Source organism: Bradyrhizobium sp. LB14.3, assembly GCF_040547985.1.
Classification (GTDB): Bacteria; Pseudomonadota; Alphaproteobacteria; order Rhizobiales; family Xanthobacteraceae; genus Bradyrhizobium.
Genome location: NZ_JBEPQT010000004.1, coordinates 167545 through 184952, shown reverse-complemented (window position 1 = coordinate 184952; position 17408 = coordinate 167545). Strand labels below are relative to the sequence as shown.

Sequence of the window (17408 nt, the reverse complement as noted above, 5' to 3'; positions counted from 1 at the left end):
TTCTTTTTATGTTCCCTTTTCGTTCTTATCTATTTTAAGTTGTGTAAGAGGCATTTAATGAACGAGATTGTGCCGATTCAACTCGTCCTGCATAACGACGGAGACGTTCCGCGCGAGTTTTTCGTCGACCTGTTGCGCCGTATCTTTGGCAAGTCGGAGGACGAGGCAGCCTCCGTCATGGCCAGCATCGAGAAGCACGCGACCGCTGTCTGTGGTCCTTACCCACCATCCGTTGCGGACGCACTACTGGAGTCTGCCCGTCGGCGCATCGCCTTCGCCGGCCATCCTCTCCTGATTACGAGCGAAACGGCGAAGCCGTGCTGCGGGCTTTGCGACCAGCCTACCGCAAAATCGGAAGTTCATTTGACGAACCGCACAGTCTGGCTGTGCGCCGAGTGCGTGCTCGCTGCAGTAGCCGAATCCCAAGAACTACCCGAGGAAGAGTTCAACTATGCGTTCGGTGTCTTGAATTGGCATTTCTCCGACATCTCGCGTAGCCAGCTCGTAACCACGGTCCGCCAGTTTCCCGGCCACATGCGAGCAGACGTCCAGACTGCCATCGACCGCCTATTCGCCTCGCCGATCCGGTTGCTAGGCATCGCCGAGAATCGTCACGAAACGGTATCCATGGCCCGACTGATGCAGAACGATAGTTTCGCGGTGGCGATTGCACCACTTCAGTACAACGACGTGGACATTGGCGAGCAGACACCGGCCAAGTGCCTCGACAATGGTCTCTGGCTTTGCTCTGCATCCGGCCTTCGCTACGCGATGCTGCTGACCGTTCATCGGGAATATGGCCGCGAGACCGGCGTGCGGATCGAAATCATGGTGCCGGCCGGGGTCGCGGGAGCAGCACTTGTCCAACAATGCTTCACCGCACTGGAGGACGCAGTGCAGGCCGCGCGCACCTATCGTGGCAAAATTTTATCGCTCGATGTCGATTCCGACTATCGCGGCCGTTCTCGCGGAATCACAGTGCACAGACTTCCCTCGGTCGGGCGTGACGAGGTGATCCTGCCCGAGCAGACGTTGCGACTACTCGATCGCAACGTATTGAACTTCGTAGGGACGCGAGACATGCTGCGCCACCTCGGGCAATCGACCCGCAAGGGCATTTTGCTCTACGGACCGCCCGGCACCGGCAAAACACACACCATTCGCTATCTTGCGACCCATCTGCCCGGACATACGACGCTAATCATCACGGCCGAGCAGATCGGCCTGCTCGGCGCCTATATGAATCTTGCCCGCCTCTTGCAGCCCGCCATGGTGGTTATCGAAGACGTCGACCTGATCGCACGGCAACGCGAGAGCATGAGCGGCTGCGAGGAACCGCTGCTCAATCGGCTCCTCAACGAAATGGACGGTTTGAAGCAGGACGCCGACATCCTGTTCGTGCTGATCACCAACCGTCCCCAGCAGCTTGAGAGCGCTCTCGCCGGTCGTCCCGGCCGCATCGATCAGGCCATCGAAGTGCCGCTCCCCGATGAGACCGGCCGCGGCAAGCTGGTCCGTCTCTATGGCAGAGGACTGCCGCTCGACGACGCGGTTGTCGCCGAGGCGGCCCGGCGCAGCGCGGGTACAAGTTGCGCTTTTATCAAGGAGTTGATGCGACGGCTGGCGCAGGCGAGCCTCGCGCGCGATGGCGGTAACTCCGTCATTTCCGCCGATATCGACGAGGCTCTGGACGACATGTTGTTTTCCGGCGGGCGGCTGAATGCACAGTTGCTGGGAGGCGCACAGGCGATGGCGGCGGGATGAGACCGCCGCAACCGCGGTCGGCGTCCCCGGACCTCACGGCGCGCAGGTGAAGCTTGCCGCCTCCGTCACCGAGCCGCTCTTGTAGTGCGGCCAGGCCGGCCAGCGGCACAGCGGCAGCGCGCGAAGCGTCGCAAACGATGGTGCTTCGACCTTCTGCTCGGCGACTTCGAGGTCGCCGGGCGCCTTGTCCTTCTCGACCCAGTCGACCAGCGCGCTCAGCATGTCGACATTGGCCGGCGCGCCGGAGCCGACATGGTCGACCCCGGGCGCGGTGTAGAGCCGCGCGAATTCGGCCGTCTCGGCCTTGCCGAGCTTGCGTTCGACGCTCTCGAAATAACGGATGCCGGCATAGGGGCTCTGCGCATAGTCGGCCATGTGCTCGAGCATGATCAGCCGGCCGCCGCGGCTGCGAAAGCGGCTGAGATCGGGATCGGTGGAATCCATCAGGCTGGAGACCTCGAGCAACCGCGCCTTGTGCTGTTCGGGCTTATACGTCGTCACGTCGAGCTTGGGATCGCGCGCGAACACATATTGAATCCCGCCGGCGCCGTAGATCCAGGCGATGCCGTTATTGGCCGCAGGCGGTTGCGCGGGCGGTGCCGTGCCGAGCCACCACGCGACCCAGCCGCCAGTCGGGCCAACCGCGGGCGTGTCCTCACCCGACACGCCCCAGCCCGGATAATCGTCGAGGCCGTTGGCCAGCGCGAACGGGAATTTGTAGGTCGTATGCAGCGTGTCGACCGCCTTGATCTGCGCGTCGGTGAGGCACTGGTCGCCCGTCTTGCCGCTGGTGCAGCGCAGGGTCTCGACCTTGAACGCCGCCTTGCAGGCGACGGGGTCCTGCACCAGCGCGTCATCGGAGCCGTCGGCCTTGTCGCAAGCGGCCCGCACGGCGTCGCCCACGAGCTTCACCTGCTTCGGATTGATCCAGCCGTCGCCCATGGTCGCGAGACCCGAACGGGTGCCGGCATGCTGCAGCCCGACCCAATTGATGACGGGCACGCGGGCAAAAATGCCGTCGAAGTCGTCGGGATAGCGCTGCGCCATCGTCAGGCCTTCGCGGCCGCCTTCGGACGAACCCATAAAGTATATCTTCTCAGGCCTTTTGCCGTAGGCGCGCTCCATCAGCGCCACGGCCACGTCCCGCACCTTCTTGTAAGCGCGGTGCGCAAAATTCTCGAAGGCTTCGTCGTTGAGCGCAAAAAGCTGCGGCGGCTCGCCCGGCTTGGACTCATGTCCGGAATCGGTGCCGTAGGTGACGAAGCCGCGCGCCAGCGGCGACGGCTTGTCGAAGGGGTAGGCCGGCGGCAACGTCAAACCGGTGATCAGCACGCCGTTGAAGCCGCCGCCGCCATATTGCAGCGAGCGGCCGTTCCATTCGACGGGAAGATTGACCTGAAACTTGATCGGCGGCGCCTTGGGATCGGTGGGATCGATATGGCCGAGCACTTTGCAGAAGCCGGGATTGGCGGGCGTGACGCGCCCCGACGGCGTCGGGCCGCGTTCGGCCACGGCCAGTTGCGACGGCGCCTGCAACGTTGCGGAATCGATCTTCACGGCATCGGTCCCGCCGACGAGGCCCTTGCAGACCGTGTCTGCATCCTCGGCCATGGTCACTGCCGACGCGCTGCTTGCGCCCAGCGCAGCTGCCGTACCTACAAGCAATGCACACAGCTTCGCACTCGCTCGCGTCATCGTTTTCACCCCGGCCTGTTGCGTTCGACAGTTGGCCGCATTGAATGCAACCTTCGCTCCTCCGTCAATCGCTCATGCCAGAATTCCGTTCAGAACGATCCCAACGCGCCGCCCAAAACGATCACGGCCACCAGGGCCAGCAGCGACGTCACGATGCCGACCATCACGATGTCGAAATAGCTGTCGCGATGGGTCAGGCCACAGATCGCGAGCAGGCTTACCACGGCACCATTGTGCGGCAGGATGTCCAGCGTCCCCGAGCCGATCACCGCGACGCGGTGCATCAGCGAGAGGTCGACGCCGGTGCGCGCGGCAAGGTCGACATAGGTCGGGCCAAGAGCGTCGAGCGCGATGGTCAGGCCGCCCGACGCCGAGCCGGTCAGCGCAGCGAGAATATTGGTCGCGACCGCGAGCGAGACCAGCGGACCGCCTTCGATCGCAAGCACCCAGTCGCGCACCGTTTCGAAAGCCGGCAGCGCCGCGATGACCGCGCCGAATCCGACGAGGCTTGCAACGCTGAGTGCGGGCAGGACCGATGCATTGGCGCCGGCGTCCATGGTCTGCCGCAACGAGGGAAGCCGGGTCCAGTTCAGCACGATGGTCGCGACGATGGCCGCGCCAAGTGCGACACTGACCGACCATACGCCGGCGACCGCGGCCAACGATATTCCGCCGAAGCGCTGCTCGCTCAGATACGACACATCGAGCCGCGGCAACACCAGGAGTGACATCACGAGATTGACGGCCACGACGACTGCCAGTGGCAGGATGGCGCTCGCCACCGGAGCAGCCCCGTCGCTGCGGCGACCGTGCCGGATCTCGGCCGGATCGAACTCGCGTGCGGTCGTCGCGCGCTCGCGGACCAGCTCGTCATCGGCGGCGTGCTCGGCCGCGCCCCGCACGTCCTCGCCATAACCTTCTCCGGCACGGCGGGCCGCAGCCTCGGCTCGCTGCAGCCACCACAGGCCTGCGCCAAGCATGATGAGGGACGCGACGATACCGAGGCCTGGCGCGGCAAACGGCGTGGTGCCGAAGAACGGCATCGGTATCGCGTTCTGGATCGACGGCGTGCCCGGCAAGGCCGACATGGTGAAGGTCGACGTCCCAAGCACGATCGCGGCCGGAATCAGCCGGCGCGGAATCGCGGCCGCGCGGAACAGCGACTGGGCCATCGGAACGATGACGAAGAACGCGACGAACAGGCTCACGCCGCCATAGGTGACAAGCGCGCCGGCCAGCACGACCGCGAGAATCACGCGTCGCTCGCCGAGGCATTGCGCCATGAAGCCCGCCACAGCCTTCACCGCGCCGCTGTCGTCCATCAACTTGCCGAAGACGGCGCCGAGCAGGAAGATCGGGAAGAACTGCGCCAGAAACCCCGCCGCATTCACCATGAAGATCTGGGTCAGGTTCGCGAGCAGCGGCTCGCCGCCGAACAACGCCGCGACGAGCGCAGCGAACGGCGCGAGCAGCAGGACGCTCCAGCCGCGGAAGGCAAACAGGACGAGCAGACCGAGCCCGACGAGAATACCGAGAAGACCCACGCCTCAGCACTCCGCCAGGAGGACGTCGAGATCGGCGGTCGAACGCTGGCCGACATCGGCGCCGTGCTCGTCGAGAAACGTCTGCGCCGCCAGACGTCCCTCGGCGCGCAGCATCGAGACGAACTCCCATTCCGCGTTGAGCTTCGACGACGCCCCGAACTTCGCCAGCATGTCGCTCTTGACGCGGTGGGTCCGCATCTTTGCCCAGCGCGCGCCCTCGCCGCTGCCGGGGTCCGCCGCCTGGCGCAGCAGCGCGATCATGCGCAGCTCCTTCATCAGCGGCGAATTGAACGAGATCTCGTTCAAACGGTTGAGAATCTCCGCAGCCGTCCGCGGCTCCTCGAACGTTTCAGTCGGATTGATCTGCACCAGGATGGTGTCGTGCGCATCGCTCTCGCGCACCAGCGGCGTGATCGTCGGGTTGCCGGCATAGCCGCCGTCCCAATAGGGCTCGCCGTCGATCTCGACCGCCCGGAACATGGTCGGCAGGCAGGCCGATGCCAGCAACACATCCGCCGTGATCTCCGCGTTGCGGAAGATGCGTCCGCGCCCAGTGCGCACCCGCGTCGCGGTGATGAACAGCTTGATGGGTGAGCTCGCGAGCCGCTCGAAATCGATGCTCTCGGCCAGCACTGCGCGCAGCGGATTGTAACCGGTCGGATTGAGATCGTAGGGCGACAGCACCCGCGACATCAGGTCGGTCAGGATGTAGAAGGGCGACGTGTCGAGCGTCCAGCGCCCCATCAGCCGGTCGAGCGGCGAGCGCTGGAGCGGACTGAAGGCCGCGGCCTTCGAAACGCGGCGCCAGTATCTTTCGAGCGCGTCGCGCGCGCCCTCGGCGCCACCCGCGATCCAGCCATCCGCCAGCACGGCCGCATTCATCGCGCCCGCGGATGTCCCGGAGATCGCGGCGATGGTGAGCCACTTTTCTTCCAGGAGACGGTCGAGCACGCCCCAGGCGAAGGCGCCGTGCGAACCGCCGCCTTGAAGCGCGAGATCGATCAGTACGGCGTCCCGTTCCATGGCGGCACTCACGCAACTGAAACTCAAATTCGACGCGATTTGTCACACGTAGTCGAACACCATGGCATACTGTAGAGAGCTTTTGCTGCGAGATGCAACTGGAACGTGGGACCTCCCGCGATCTAGCCTAGTGCTCGAACACCAGCCGCGCGCCGACCGTGCCGTCGAGGACGCGGATCTGCTCCAGCAGCGCGCCTGAATCCTGGCCGCCGAGGTCGGCGTCGAGCACGACGTAACCGAGGTCGCCGGCGGTCTCCAGATATTGCGCGGCGATGTTGATGTCGCGCTGGAGGAAGACCTCGTTCAGCCGGCGCAGCATGCCCGGCACGTTGCGATGGACGTGGCTGAAGCGCGCGCCGGAGGGCCGCAAATGCAGCTGCACCTCCGGGAAATTCACCGCCCCCGTGGTCGAGCCGGTGATGAAAAAATCGACCAGCTTGCGCGCCACCTCGCCGCCGATGCGCTCCTGCGCCTCCTCGGTCGAGCCGCCGATATGCGGGGTGAGGATGACGTTGCCGAGGCCCTGCACCGGACTCTTGAAGCGGTCCGAATTCGAGGACGGCTCGACGGGAAACACGTCGATGGCGGCGCCGGCGAGATGGCCGTCGCGCAGAGCCGCCGCCAGCGCTTCGAGATCGACGACGGTGCCGCGGCTGTTGTTGATCAGGAGCGAGCCGGGCTTCATCGCCCGCAGCTCTTTCTCGCCGATCATGCCTGATGTCTCCGGCGTCTCCGGCACGTGCAGGCTGACGACGTCGCTCTGCGCCAGCAGCTCTTCCAGCTTCTCGACCGGCTCGGTGTTGCCGTGACGGAGCTTGTCGGTGCGGTCGAAATAGATCACGCGCATGCCGATCGCCTCGGCCAGCGTCGAGAGCTGCGAGCCGATATTGCCGTAACCGATAATGCCGAGGGTGCGGCCGCGTACCTCGCGGCTGCCGGTCGCCGACTTGTCCCAGCCGCCCTCATGCGCCGACACCGAGCGCGGGAAGATGCGCCGAAGCAGCATCACGATCTCGCCGATCACGAGCTCGGCGACGCTGCGCGTGTTGGAGAACGGCGCGTTGAACACGGGAATGCCGCGCTTGCGCGCCGCCAGCAGATCGACCTGGTTGGTGCCGACGCTGAAGCAGCCGACGGCGAGAAGCTGGTCGGTTGCCGCGAGCACCTCATCGGTGATCTGGGTGCGCGAGCGGATGCCGAGCAGCGACACGCCCTTGAGCGCCCGCCGCAAATCTTCGCCGTCCAGCGCCTTGGTCAGGCGCTCGACATTGGTGAAACCCGCAGTTCTGAACAGGTCCACGGCGCTGTCGTTGACGCCTTCGAGCAGCAGCGCCTTCGCGTTCCGCTCAGGGCTTTGGCCTGGGGCTGGCATGAAATCTCCGTGGGTCACAGCTTTGCCGCAGCTCATAGACCGCGGCGGATGCGCAGCACAATAGGGTTTGGATACGGGGAGAAGATGGCGGTGCGGTCGTCAGATCACGTAAAACCCGTGCGTTCCGTCAAGACGCAGTTGTTCGACCAGGCCGTATTCCCATTCGAGATAGGCCTGCATCGCACGCTCGTCGACGCCGGTGCCTTCATAGGGGCGGCGGTAGCGGTGGGCGGGGTCGGGCTTGGGCAGGACGCGCGGCGGACCGATTTCGAGCGCGTCGTCATAGCCGCCTTCCCGCACATGGACCTCCCAGCCCATCTGCGCGAGCCAGGACGCCGTCATGTCAGCGCGGACGCCCTTGTCGTCGGTCAGAACAATGTGCGCGCCGCGCACCGGCGCCGCCATATCGGTTTCCTGCACGAGCTGGCCACCGGGATAGTGGCGGAAGCCCGGGAGATGGCCTGCAGCATATTCTTCCGCGTCGCGCACGTCGAAGCGATAGAGCGTGCGATCGGTCTGCGCGACAAGCGCAGCCATCTCGCGCGCGCCGATATGGCGGACACCGGCGCGATAGGCGACATCGCGTGCATTGGCCGGGCCGCTTTCGAATGGGCCGATCGCGCCGCGCCGGTCGGCACCGTGGTCGAGCGTATGCCGCGCCAAGGTCCAGCCGATGGTGCCATTGCGCAGCGCGCGGACCTTGTTCGGCACGCCGGCATTGATCAGCGATTGGGTGCCGATGATCGAGCGGGTGCGGCCGGCGCAATTGACGATGATGGTGGTCTCGGCATCAGGCACGGCCTGGCCCGCCCGCAGCACCAGCTCCGCGCCGGGCACGCTGACCGAGCCCGGAATGTTCATGGTGGCGTATTCGTCGAAGCGGCGAACGTCGAGGATGGCGATGTTGGCCTTGTCCGCGATGAGTTTTGCCACCTCGTCGGCACTGAACGAGGGCGTGTGCCTGCGCGATTCGACCAGCTCGCCAAAGGCCTTGGAGTAGGAGTTGACGTCCTCGAATACTTGATAACCCGCAGCGCGCCAGGCCTTCAGCCCGCCGTCGAGCGCACAAATATTGGTATAGCCGAGGGCGGCAAGCCGTTCGGCGCCGGGCGCGACGAGCCCCTCCCCGTCATCATAGAGCACGATCGGCACATTTTTACGCGGCAGCTTCACCTCGGCTTCGACCGCGATCCGGTCCGCGGCCATGTTGGCGGCGAACAGCGGATGACCGGTGGCGAAACCAGCCTCATGCCTGAGATCGAGCAGCGCGATTTCCTCGCGCAGGAGCAGCGCGCGGCGGATATCGGCGGGGGTGACGGTGGGAATCGTCATGGGCGGCTAACCATGGAGGGTTTCGGACAGGAGCGTTTTTGGCCGATCGGCGCCCGATTGACCAGCACAATCGAGGCATACTGTCCCTGCTTGGCAATGCCGCAAATCCCAGTCGTCCGCACAACGAATCGTTTTTTCTGCAGGATCAGACGGGCTACAGTTCTGCCTCAGGCTGGGGCGCGAGATGAGAATCATGAAATTCCTGATAATCTTCCTCGTGCTGCCAAGCATGGCGATGGCGACATTGACCGATGCAGAGCGAAAATCACAATTTGAACGAGCGATGGCTGCGATTATCGCGGCGGCAACCCCCGCTTTGAGTACCTCTCGCGATACGCTGATCAAGGACTACGTCGCCTGTAAGTCCAACAAGGGACAAGCAGTGGAGCTTATCGGTGCAAGCTATTTTCGTTCCTGCGAGCATGAAGACGCGTCTGTCACCGGCGACCGTTCGCTTGAAGCGTGTCAGCTGCGTACGGCAAGCCATGCGCTCTGCTGGCTGTGAATGAGGAGATCGTTGTGGAGGGCGAGCTGATGTCGAAAGACATGCCGCGGCTGCACTATGCAGGTAAGTACGACTTGTCGCAGATTCCGATCATCCGGCGGATCACGCGGCAGCGCCCTGAGGTGCAGAACTACGACAAGGCCATGGAGCCCAAGGCGATCGCGATCCATCCCTGGGGCAAGCTGTTCATCTCGGCAGGGGATCCCAGCCTGAAGGACGCTCAAACCTCTGCGCTGGCGAAATGTAACAGCGATCCCGCGCGGAACGGCCGAGATGGCGGCTGCTTCGTCTACGCCATCAACACCGACGTCGTCATCGACGAACGGCGCATGCAGGCGAAATGACATGAGGATGGCGGATTCGGATCACCGTGCCAGGGCCGGCCGGCAGCGCGCGAATTCGCGGCAACGTCTCGCGGTTTTGCGCGATCTCACGCGATGGCGGGAACCATCAGCTCGTCGAGCTTCCGCTTGAGCGCGGTGCCGTCGGACAAGGCCCGGAGCGGCGGCCGCACGCGCAGCCAGCTCGCATCGCCCGTCTGTGCCGCGAGGATGGCTTTCAGCGTCGTGAGGAAGGATGGGGATTTCACCACGATGTCGACGGCGGCCTGCATGCGCGGTTCGACATCCTTGCCGTCGATCATTGCCTTGACCAGCTCCGGCGCGATGTTGGCCATGCCGCAGATGGTGCCGGCACCGCCGGCGGCGATCGCGCGGGTGATGTCAACCTCGTTGCCGACGGTGATGGCGAGCTCGGGGGCGGCGGCACGGAACGCCTGGAACTGCTTGAAGTCGCCGCTGGAGTCTTTCAGCCCAGCAACCATCCTGCCGTAGCGCTTGCGCAAATTCGCGGCGACGCTGGTCGGGATCGCAACACCCGAGATCTGCGGGATATGATAGAGGTAGGCACGCAGGCGATCGTCGGCGACGCCGTCGAGGATCGCAGCAAAGGCATCTTCGATGCCTTCAGGGCTGACGCTACGGTCGAAGTAAGGCGGCAACAGCAGCACGTGGCGCAGGCCGAGACCGAGCACGGCGCGCGTCAGCGCGATGCTGTCGCTGATCGCGGGGAAGCCGCCGCCGATTCCAATTCGTTCCGGCGCCACCCCGGCCTTGAGCACGGCCTCGATGGTCGCGACGCGCTCGGCGACACTGAAGGAGGTGCCCTCGCCGGTGGTGCCGAACAGCACGACGCCATCGACGCCCTTGCCGAAGAGTTGCTTGGCGTGAGCGGCGAGCTTTGCGGAGTCCACGCTGCCGTCGGTTGCCAGCGGCGTTGCTGACGCTACCCAGAACCCGCGAATTGCCTCCGTCATCACACCCACCTGTTGCTGCGGCTTCGGACCAAGCCTCGGATCTCGAAGGATCTGAGGAGGGCTTGCCGAGCCTTGTTTTTGCTTTACTTTTCGTCTTGTACCTTACATACAAGAAAGGTGCAAATCTTTTCCGCCATCCCGGCGCGCATGAGACGCAGCCAGATTCCGAGGAGGTCTCGCATGAACATGGTGACCCCCATTGGGCGGCCCGACCATTTGCTCGGCGCGTTGCGCGACAAGCTCGGCGCCGCCGCCGTGCTTGTTGGCGCCGACGTGCCTGCCCGCAATTGCAACGACTGGAGCGCGAGCCTGCCGCAAACGCCGCTCGCGGTGATCCGCCCGGCCGACGCGCAAGGCGTTGCGGATGCGATCGCGACCTGCCGGCAGGCGCATCTGCCGTTCGTGCCGCAGGGCGGATTGACCGGGCTGTGCCGCGGCGCATCGCCGGAAGCAGGTTGGGTCGCGATCTCACTGGAGCGCATGAGCGGCATCGAGGAGATCGACCATGCGTCGATGACAATGACGGTGAAATCAGGCACGCCGCTGGAGACGATCCAGAAGGCCGCCGACGAAGCCGGTTTTTTCTTTCCGCTCGACCTCGGCTCGCGCGGCTCCTGCGCGATCGGCGGCAACCTCTCGACCAATGCCGGCGGCAATCGCGTGATCCGCTACGGCATGACGCGCGAGCTGGTGCTCGGGCTCGAAGTCGTGCTGCCCGACGGCACCATCATCACCAGCCTCAACAAGCTGATGAAGAACAATGCCGGCTACGATCTGAAACATCTGTTTATCGGCTCGGAAGGCACGCTCGGCATCATCACCCGCGTGGTGCTGCGGCTGTTTCCAAAACCGCGCTCGACCATGGCCGCGCTCTGCGCGCTCAAGGACTATGCCGCCGTGATTGCGCTGCTCGGCGCCGCGCGCAGCGGGCTCGGCCCGCTGCTGTCGGCGTTCGAGGTGATGTGGCCGGATTACTGGGACGTGATCACGAATCGCGCCGGCGTCAAGCCGCCGGTCGCCGCAGGCCACGGCCTCTACGTTCTGGTGGAAGCGCAAGGCACCGACGAGAGCGTCGACGCGCCGCGCTTCCAGAACTGGCTCGAACAGCTGATGGAACGCGGGCTGCTCGCCGACGCCGCCGTGGCGCAATCGCTGGCGCAGACGCAAAGCTTCTGGCGCGTGCGCGACATCTGCGCCGAGTTCGGCCAGGTGCTGGGGCCGCACATCTCCTACGACATCGGGCTTGCGGTGGCGCGGATGGACGAGTTCGTCACGCGCTGCAAGGCCGCGCTGGCTGACGGCATCGAGGGATGCGAGAGCGTCTATTACGGCCATATCGGCGACGGCAATCTGCATCTCGTCTCCTGGGTGACCGCCCTTGCCGTCGAGCAGCAGCCGAAGGAAGCGATGGACGCGATCATCTACGGTCTCGTGCGCGAGATGGGCGGCAGCGTCTCCGCCGAGCACGGCATCGGCACGCTGAAGAAGAAGTGGCTGGGGCATGCCCGGAGCGAGGCCGAGATCGCGCTGATGCGGACGCTGAAGGCCGCGCTCGATCCCGACCATCTGCTCAATCCCGGCAAGGTGATCTGAGGGAGCCTATGCGATCGATGAAGCTCGATGCGCCGAAATCGCTGTCCCAGCGGGTGATGCAGCGGCTGCGTCAGGCCATCATCGACGGCGAGTTCGCGCTCGGCGCCGCGATCTCCGAAGAGATGGTGGCAAACTCCTTCGGAGTCAGCCGCACGCCGGTGCGCGAGGCGATGGGCCAGCTGCAGGCGCAGGGCCTCGTCGTGATCCGGCCGCAGGTCGGCAGTTTCGTGTTCACACCGAGCGCCGAGGACATCACCGCGCTCTGCACCTTCCGCATCGCGCTGGAGCCCAAGGCCGCCGAGCTCGCCTTCCACTGTGATCGCGACGGTGCGATCGCGACGATGAGCGAGGCGATCGCAGCGATGGAGCCGGCAATTGCGGCCAAAGACAATATCGCCTATGGCCGCGCCGACGCCACCTTTCACGAAGGGCTGTTCGCCCATTGTGGCAACCGCTATCTCGCCGAATCCTATCAGCTCGTCTCCGGCCGCGTCGCCGCACTGCGCACCAATTTGACCTCGCCGATCGACGTCCGCACCCGCACGTCCTTCGACGAGCATCGCAAGCTGCTCGAGTTGTTTTCCCGCGGCGAGTTCGCCTCCTTCGCAGCGCTGATGACCACGCACATCACCAATTCGGGCCTGGTCTACGCCAAAGCGCTGAAGGTCGACTGAGCGCTGCTATCGCGCGCCTTTCGAGCCAGGCCTGTCCAGGAATTCCAGCGCGGTGTTGATCTGTTCGAGCTGATGCTCGATTTTGTCGCGGTCTTCGACCGACGGCGCCTTCTCGAGTTGCTCGACGAGCTTTTGCTTTCGCAACAGCAAGTTCTCTATGACTGTACTCACGAGTTCCCCATCCGCCAGAGGCGAAGATCGAGGCAATATCAGATTTTTGACTCGATCGCGCGCGAACCGGGTCCGGCGCAAACCCTGCATCAGAATGTCCGTTGAGACGGATGGTTCCTGCGATTGAACCACGACACATGCATTGGAACCGAAGGCCGCGGCTTGCTTCACGCCCGCCGTCAGATCGAGAAGATCCGCGACAAGACGCCCGGCTTCACCGGCGTCATCTCCGACATCGGCGGTCCCACCGCCAACCTGTACCGGATGGCGTGCAAGGATCCGAAGGTCGAGGCGGCGTGCCGGCGGCCGTCCTGCGTCTTCCCGGAGATCTGTCCGAACCTCAACACCTCGCATGACGATCTGATCAGGCTTTATCGCAAGGTGCGCGAGACCAAGGGCATCAAGAAGGTGATGGTCGCCTCCGGCGTGCGCTACGACCTCGCGGTCGAGAGCCCCGAATACATCAAGGAGCTCGTCACCCATCACGTCGGCGGCTATCTGAAGATCGCGCCCGAACATACCGAGCGCGGCCCGCTCGACAAGATGATGAAGCCGGGCATCGGCGCCTACAACCAGTTCAAGCGGATGTTCGATGCCGCGGCCGAACAGGCCGGCAAGAAATATTACCTGATCCCGTATTTCATCGCGGCGCATCCCGGCACGACCGACGAGGACATGATGAACCTCGCGCTCTGGCTCAAGAAGAACCGCTATCGCGCCGACCAGGTGCAGACCTTCCTGCCCTCGCCGATGGCGACCGCAACCGCGATGTACCACACCGGCGTCAACCCGCTGCGCGGCGTGCGGCGCGGCGGCAGCGACAAGGTCGAGGCGATCAAGGGCCTGCGGCAGCGCCGCCTGCACAAGGCGTTTTTGCGTTATCACGACCCCGACAATTGGCCGGTGCTGCGCGAAGCGCTGAAGGAAATGGGCCGCGCCGATCTGATCGGCTCGCGCCCCGACCAGTTGGTGCTGGCACATCAGCCGCCCGGCACCGGCAAGGCCGCCGGCACAAGACGGCCGGTGCGTCCCGACAGCAAGACGCAGCGGTTCACGACCAACGGCCTGCGGGTGATGAAGTAGCGGGCGAGCCGGATCAGGTCCGGTTCATCCTCAGTCTGTCGTGCTCCCAAAACAAAAATGTCGAAAACAACCCCATGCACAGTAACCGGCATGAGCGGGATCAATGACTTAGGCGCCTTGCTGAGACGTTGATCCGTCCGGACAAAAAGTCGTTGCTCCGTCGGGCAAAACAGGAGCAGGATGCCATCATCGGACGCATTGGCTATTGCGCGGTGGATCAAGCCGCATCGGCTCCGCGGCGCGACTTGCGCCCCGCCCAAAATGCGCAGATCGCCAATCCCTGCACCAGCGCCGCGGCAACATAAAAGTCGGGCGCGGCGCCCGTGCCGGCCGGAAGCCATTCGCGGATCAAACCAAAGACCGCCGGCGCGAATGAGTAGGCGCCTTGCGACATCGCAACGATCAGCGCGACCACACGCGGCACGTCATCCGGAGCGAATTCGACCTGCGCAATCAGCGGCGGAAGGAACGTCCCGTTGCCGAACCCGAGGCCGAACAAGACAACACCGAGGACCAACAGCGGAATGTTCGTTCGAGCCTCGGCGACGAAGGTGATCGAGCCGGTGATTTGAACGGCGTAGCTGGTGCAGGCAACCAGCCGCCGGTCGATGCTTCCAGGCATGAGCCAGCCCAGCAGCGTCCGGCCGGCGATCGCCATGACGCCGATCAACCCCACCACCGGCCCGGTCCATTGCGGACCGAACGCAGGCAGCAGCAGCGAGAAGAGATGCGCAGTCAAGCCGATCTGTGCGAACAGCCCAAGGCTCATGCCGGCCGCGAGCGTCAGGAATTTGCGATCACGCCAGAGTAGCGATCCCGGCAGCGGTCGTGCGCTCTTCGCCGAGACAGTCTCCTCGGCCGGGGCGGCGCCGTCGGGCATCGATCCGGTCTGCTCCGGCGTGCGCGACAGCACGGTGCTCGCAAGTAGCCACACCACCACAATCAAGATCAGGCCGATGGCTGCTGCTGCAACAGCACACCTAAGCCTGGCAATGGCCGCTGCGGAGCGGAGAAAAGATGATCCCGCCGGGTCGTGCCTCAGTTTGAAATTTGGCGGGAATAGGGCCCGGCTGGGATGGAGAAAATATTCCCGTCAGGATAACCCCTTGATATAAAGCGACAATTTATTTCGTTGTAAACGATTCCTTTACCGGTCACCGGGTGTTATATACTTGGACGCGGCCCTTACTTGGTGAATGTGCCCCCGGGCACCGTTTGGCTTACACCCAAACTCAGCCAAGAGCGGGCCGCGTCTCTTTTAGTAGAAGTGCACTTGGCCCAGCGACCACAGGTCGTATTCGGTGCTGATCGATGCCTTGATCAACTTGTGGGACTTGTCGTCCCCGCGTTCCCATTTCCGTTGAATTGCCCAAGCGCAATAGTCCGCAGCCCACAGGAGCGGATCTTTCGCGGAATCTAGAAAGCTTACCTCCCACTGGCTTCGCGGGACGATCTGTTGAACCGTGTTGTTAAGCGCTTGCTTGAATGCTGCCTTTGTCTTGTTTTGCCCGAGGGCAGCCGCCGTGATCAAGAGCTTAGAATCTTTGGTGAGTATCTTCGGTGCTACATGCTTGAAATGATAGTACCACGCGTATTGATAGAACGTGGCGTCACTGGTTCTGGTTTGTGGTTGCGCTTTTGATTTTTCTAGCAGTGTAGCGTCAACACGAAACTTGTGTTGGGCAAGCACCTTGTAGACCTCATCCCGGATTGCCTGCTTATCCTCAGTGCAATGCAGTTTGTCGCACTCGCCACCTGCCGCACATAGCTCGCGACGAATATGGAGCAGTTCGCTTGCCATGCTGCAATCGTCGGTGGTTAACGTGCAGAGCATGAAATATCGGCTCGCACCGTTCTGACGTTTAAAAGTGAAGTCGCCGGCTTCATCGGCAAATACAAATCGTGTTGGCATCAGATTAAGTTAGCACGTGAACCTTAAATTTACCTAAGCATGCGCGATGGCGCTTCGCTTCTTATACGGGCCGCGCTTCTTTGCGGGCCTTCGCGCCGGTCAATCCGCGTAACAACGTCGCTCATTTCCAGCGGGGACGAAACCAGCCCGGCAGCCATGGCCGGGGTCAGGCCGTGAGATCGGAAGGCTCGCGCCGAAATCAGTTGACCTTGCCGCCATCATGTAACATATAAAGTTACATGAAACGAGACAGTCGATTATCCGGCGTGCTGCACGTCATGCTGCACATGGCGCAGCAGCCCGGCACCTTCACATCCGAGACCCTGGCAAAGGCCATGGACACGAACCCGGTGGTGATCCGGCGCATCATGGCGGGCCTTCGGGACCTCGGTTACGTCCGCTCCGAAAAGGGACATGGCGGCGGCTGGACGCTGGCTTGCGACCTCACGAAGGTGACGCTGCGCGACGTCTACACCGCGCTCGGCAGTCCCTCGCTTCTGGCCATGGGCAACCGGACAGAGGCGCCGGGTTGTCTCGTCGAGCAGGCCGTCAACGCCGCCCTCGATCAGGCATTCGGCGATGCGCAGGCGCTGCTGCTGTCGCGCTTTGGCGAGGTGACGCTGGCGATGCTGAGCGACGATCTGCGCAAACGCCTCGGCTCCCGAAAGCTTCAGGGCATGAGCGCACATGGCGCGTGATCGGCTCCATTCAGCAAGGACGACATCATGATCGACGTTCAGAACATGTTTTCCGATCCGCAAGCGGTGGCGAGATACACGGAAGGACCGCCACGGTTCGTCCCGGGCTACAATGCCATGCTGTCCATGGCGGCGATTCTTCTGGCCGAGCGCGCGCGTGACGATGCGCGGATTCTCGTGCTCGGCGCCGGCGGCGGCCTCGAATTGAAGACGTTTGCGCAAGCGCAGCCGCGCTGGAGCTTCGACGGTGTGGACCCCTCCGCGGCGATGCTGGCGCTTGCCGGGCAAACCCTGGGCCCGCTCGCATCGCGCGCGCGCCTTCATCAGGGCTACATCGACGATGCTCCGCAGGAATTGTTTGACGGCGCCAGCTGCCTGCTGACGCTGCACTTCGTCGACGTCGAGGAGCGACGCCGCATCGCCTCGGAGGTCCGCCGACGGCTCAAGCCGCGCGCAGCTTTCGTGATCGCCCATTTAAGCGCGCCCGATGGCGATGAGGAGCGCCCGCTGTGGCTGTCGCGGTACTCTGCGTTCCTGGCCTCCTCCGGCGTCGAGCCCGAGCAGGCCGCGGCCGCGCGGAACGCCGTTACCGACCATCTGGAAATCCTCACGCCCGCGCAGGATGAGGCGATTCTGCGCGAGGCCGGCTTCTCCGAGCCGACCCTGTTCTACACCGGGTTCACCTTCCGCGGCTGGGTGGCCTACGCGTGAGGTGGCCCGGCTTCGC

Annotated in this window: 16 protein-coding genes and 2 pseudogenes; 8 read left to right on the top strand and 10 right to left on the bottom strand. The window is 63.9% G+C overall.

The genetic code is table 11. The annotated features are described in order from the left end of the window. The first annotated feature begins 57 nt into the window (after nt 1–57). A complete protein-coding gene (locus ABIB00_RS10990; protein WP_354104330.1) occupies nt 58–1764 on the top strand; it encodes an ATP-dependent Clp protease adaptor ClpS in 1707 nt (568 codons plus the stop codon). Nucleotides 1765–1797: 33 nt separating this feature from the next. Here ABIB00_RS10990 and ABIB00_RS10985 read toward each other — a convergent pair whose 3' ends face one another. The 5 genes from ABIB00_RS10985 to ABIB00_RS10965 all read right to left on the bottom strand — a co-directional run bounded on the left by ABIB00_RS10985 (nt 1798) and on the right by ABIB00_RS10965 (nt 8730). Then, nucleotides 1798–3459, bottom strand: a complete 1662-nt coding sequence (locus ABIB00_RS10985; RefSeq protein WP_354104329.1) for a tannase/feruloyl esterase family alpha/beta hydrolase — start codon at nt 3457–3459, stop codon at nt 1798–1800. Between the two features lie 89 nt (nt 3460–3548). Then, a complete protein-coding gene (locus ABIB00_RS10980) occupies nt 3549–5003 on the bottom strand; it encodes a GntP family permease (protein WP_354104328.1) in 1455 nt (484 codons plus the stop codon). Nucleotides 5004–5006: 3 nt separating this feature from the next. After that, complete coding sequence (locus ABIB00_RS10975; protein ID WP_354104327.1) at nt 5007–6026, bottom strand: patatin-like phospholipase family protein; 1020 nt, start codon at nt 6024–6026, stop codon at nt 5007–5009. A gap of 127 nt (nt 6027–6153) precedes the next feature. Continuing rightward, nucleotides 6154–7398 (bottom strand): phosphoglycerate dehydrogenase, encoded by a 1245-nt coding sequence (serA, locus tag ABIB00_RS10970; RefSeq protein ID WP_354104326.1) that lies wholly within the window; start codon nt 7396–7398, stop codon nt 6154–6156. 99 nt (nt 7399–7497) lie between these two features. Continuing rightward, on the bottom strand, nt 7498–8730 hold the full coding sequence (locus ABIB00_RS10965; RefSeq protein ID WP_354104325.1) for a rhodanese-like domain-containing protein: 1233 nt from the start codon (nt 8728–8730) through the stop codon (nt 7498–7500). Between the two features lie 193 nt (nt 8731–8923). Here ABIB00_RS10965 and ABIB00_RS10960 point away from each other — a divergent pair, with 193 nt between their 5' ends. Both ABIB00_RS10960 and ABIB00_RS10955 read left to right on the top strand, forming a co-directional pair. Next, complete coding sequence (locus ABIB00_RS10960; RefSeq protein ID WP_354104324.1) at nt 8924–9235, top strand: hypothetical protein; 312 nt, start codon at nt 8924–8926, stop codon at nt 9233–9235. Between the two features lie 29 nt (nt 9236–9264). Next, entirely contained in the window at nt 9265–9579 is a 315-nt protein-coding gene (locus tag ABIB00_RS10955) for a hypothetical protein (RefSeq protein ID WP_354104323.1), read from the top strand. 86 nt (nt 9580–9665) lie between these two features. Here ABIB00_RS10955 and ABIB00_RS10950 read toward each other — a convergent pair whose 3' ends face one another. Next, nucleotides 9666–10550: a dihydrodipicolinate synthase family protein gene (locus ABIB00_RS10950; RefSeq protein ID WP_354104322.1), complete on the bottom strand. Its 885-nt coding sequence runs from the start codon at nt 10548–10550 to the stop codon at nt 9666–9668. A 180-nt stretch (nt 10551–10730) separates the two neighbouring features. Between ABIB00_RS10950 and ABIB00_RS10945 the strand changes: the two genes are divergently transcribed. Together ABIB00_RS10945 and ABIB00_RS10940 are read left to right on the top strand one after the other, a co-directional pair. Beyond that, nucleotides 10731–12143 (top strand): FAD-binding oxidoreductase, encoded by a 1413-nt coding sequence (locus ABIB00_RS10945; RefSeq protein ID WP_354104321.1) that lies wholly within the window; start codon nt 10731–10733, stop codon nt 12141–12143. Nucleotides 12144–12151: 8 nt separating this feature from the next. Next, nucleotides 12152–12817, top strand: a complete 666-nt coding sequence (locus ABIB00_RS10940) for a GntR family transcriptional regulator (RefSeq protein ID WP_354104320.1) — start codon at nt 12152–12154, stop codon at nt 12815–12817. A gap of 6 nt (nt 12818–12823) precedes the next feature. On the opposite strand, the gene ABIB00_RS10935 is transcribed toward ABIB00_RS10940, so the two are convergent. Then, nucleotides 12824–12988 carry a hypothetical protein gene (locus ABIB00_RS10935; RefSeq protein ID WP_354104319.1) on the bottom strand — a complete coding sequence of 55 codons (165 nt, stop codon included), beginning with the start codon at nt 12986–12988 and terminating at the stop codon, nt 12824–12826. A gap of 177 nt (nt 12989–13165) precedes the next feature. On the opposite strand from ABIB00_RS10935, the pseudogene ABIB00_RS10930 reads away from it, so the two are divergent. Further along, nucleotides 13166–14071, top strand: a pseudogene (locus tag ABIB00_RS10930) (DUF3362 domain-containing protein); the annotation flags it as partial. A gap of 217 nt (nt 14072–14288) precedes the next feature. Here ABIB00_RS10930 and ABIB00_RS10925 read toward each other — a convergent pair. The 3 genes and pseudogenes from ABIB00_RS10925 to ABIB00_RS39070 form a co-directional block, all read right to left on the bottom strand. Then, a complete protein-coding gene (locus ABIB00_RS10925) occupies nt 14289–15005 on the bottom strand; it encodes an MFS transporter (RefSeq protein WP_354104318.1) in 717 nt (238 codons plus the stop codon). Between the two features lie 324 nt (nt 15006–15329). After that, nucleotides 15330–15983, bottom strand: a complete 654-nt coding sequence (locus ABIB00_RS10920) for a DUF3800 domain-containing protein (RefSeq protein ID WP_354104317.1) — start codon at nt 15981–15983, stop codon at nt 15330–15332. A gap of 33 nt (nt 15984–16016) precedes the next feature. Further along, nucleotides 16017–16156, bottom strand: a pseudogene (locus tag ABIB00_RS39070) (IS1 family transposase); the annotation flags it as partial. A gap of 66 nt (nt 16157–16222) precedes the next feature. On the opposite strand from ABIB00_RS39070, the gene ABIB00_RS10915 reads away from it, so the two are divergent. Together ABIB00_RS10915 and ABIB00_RS10910 are read left to right on the top strand one after the other, a co-directional pair. Next, nucleotides 16223–16681 (top strand): Rrf2 family transcriptional regulator, encoded by a 459-nt coding sequence (locus ABIB00_RS10915; protein WP_247445317.1) that lies wholly within the window; start codon nt 16223–16225, stop codon nt 16679–16681. A 27-nt stretch (nt 16682–16708) separates the two neighbouring features. Continuing rightward, a complete protein-coding gene (locus ABIB00_RS10910) occupies nt 16709–17392 on the top strand; it encodes a class I SAM-dependent methyltransferase (protein WP_354104316.1) in 684 nt (227 codons plus the stop codon). Nucleotides 17393–17408 lie beyond the last annotated feature (16 nt).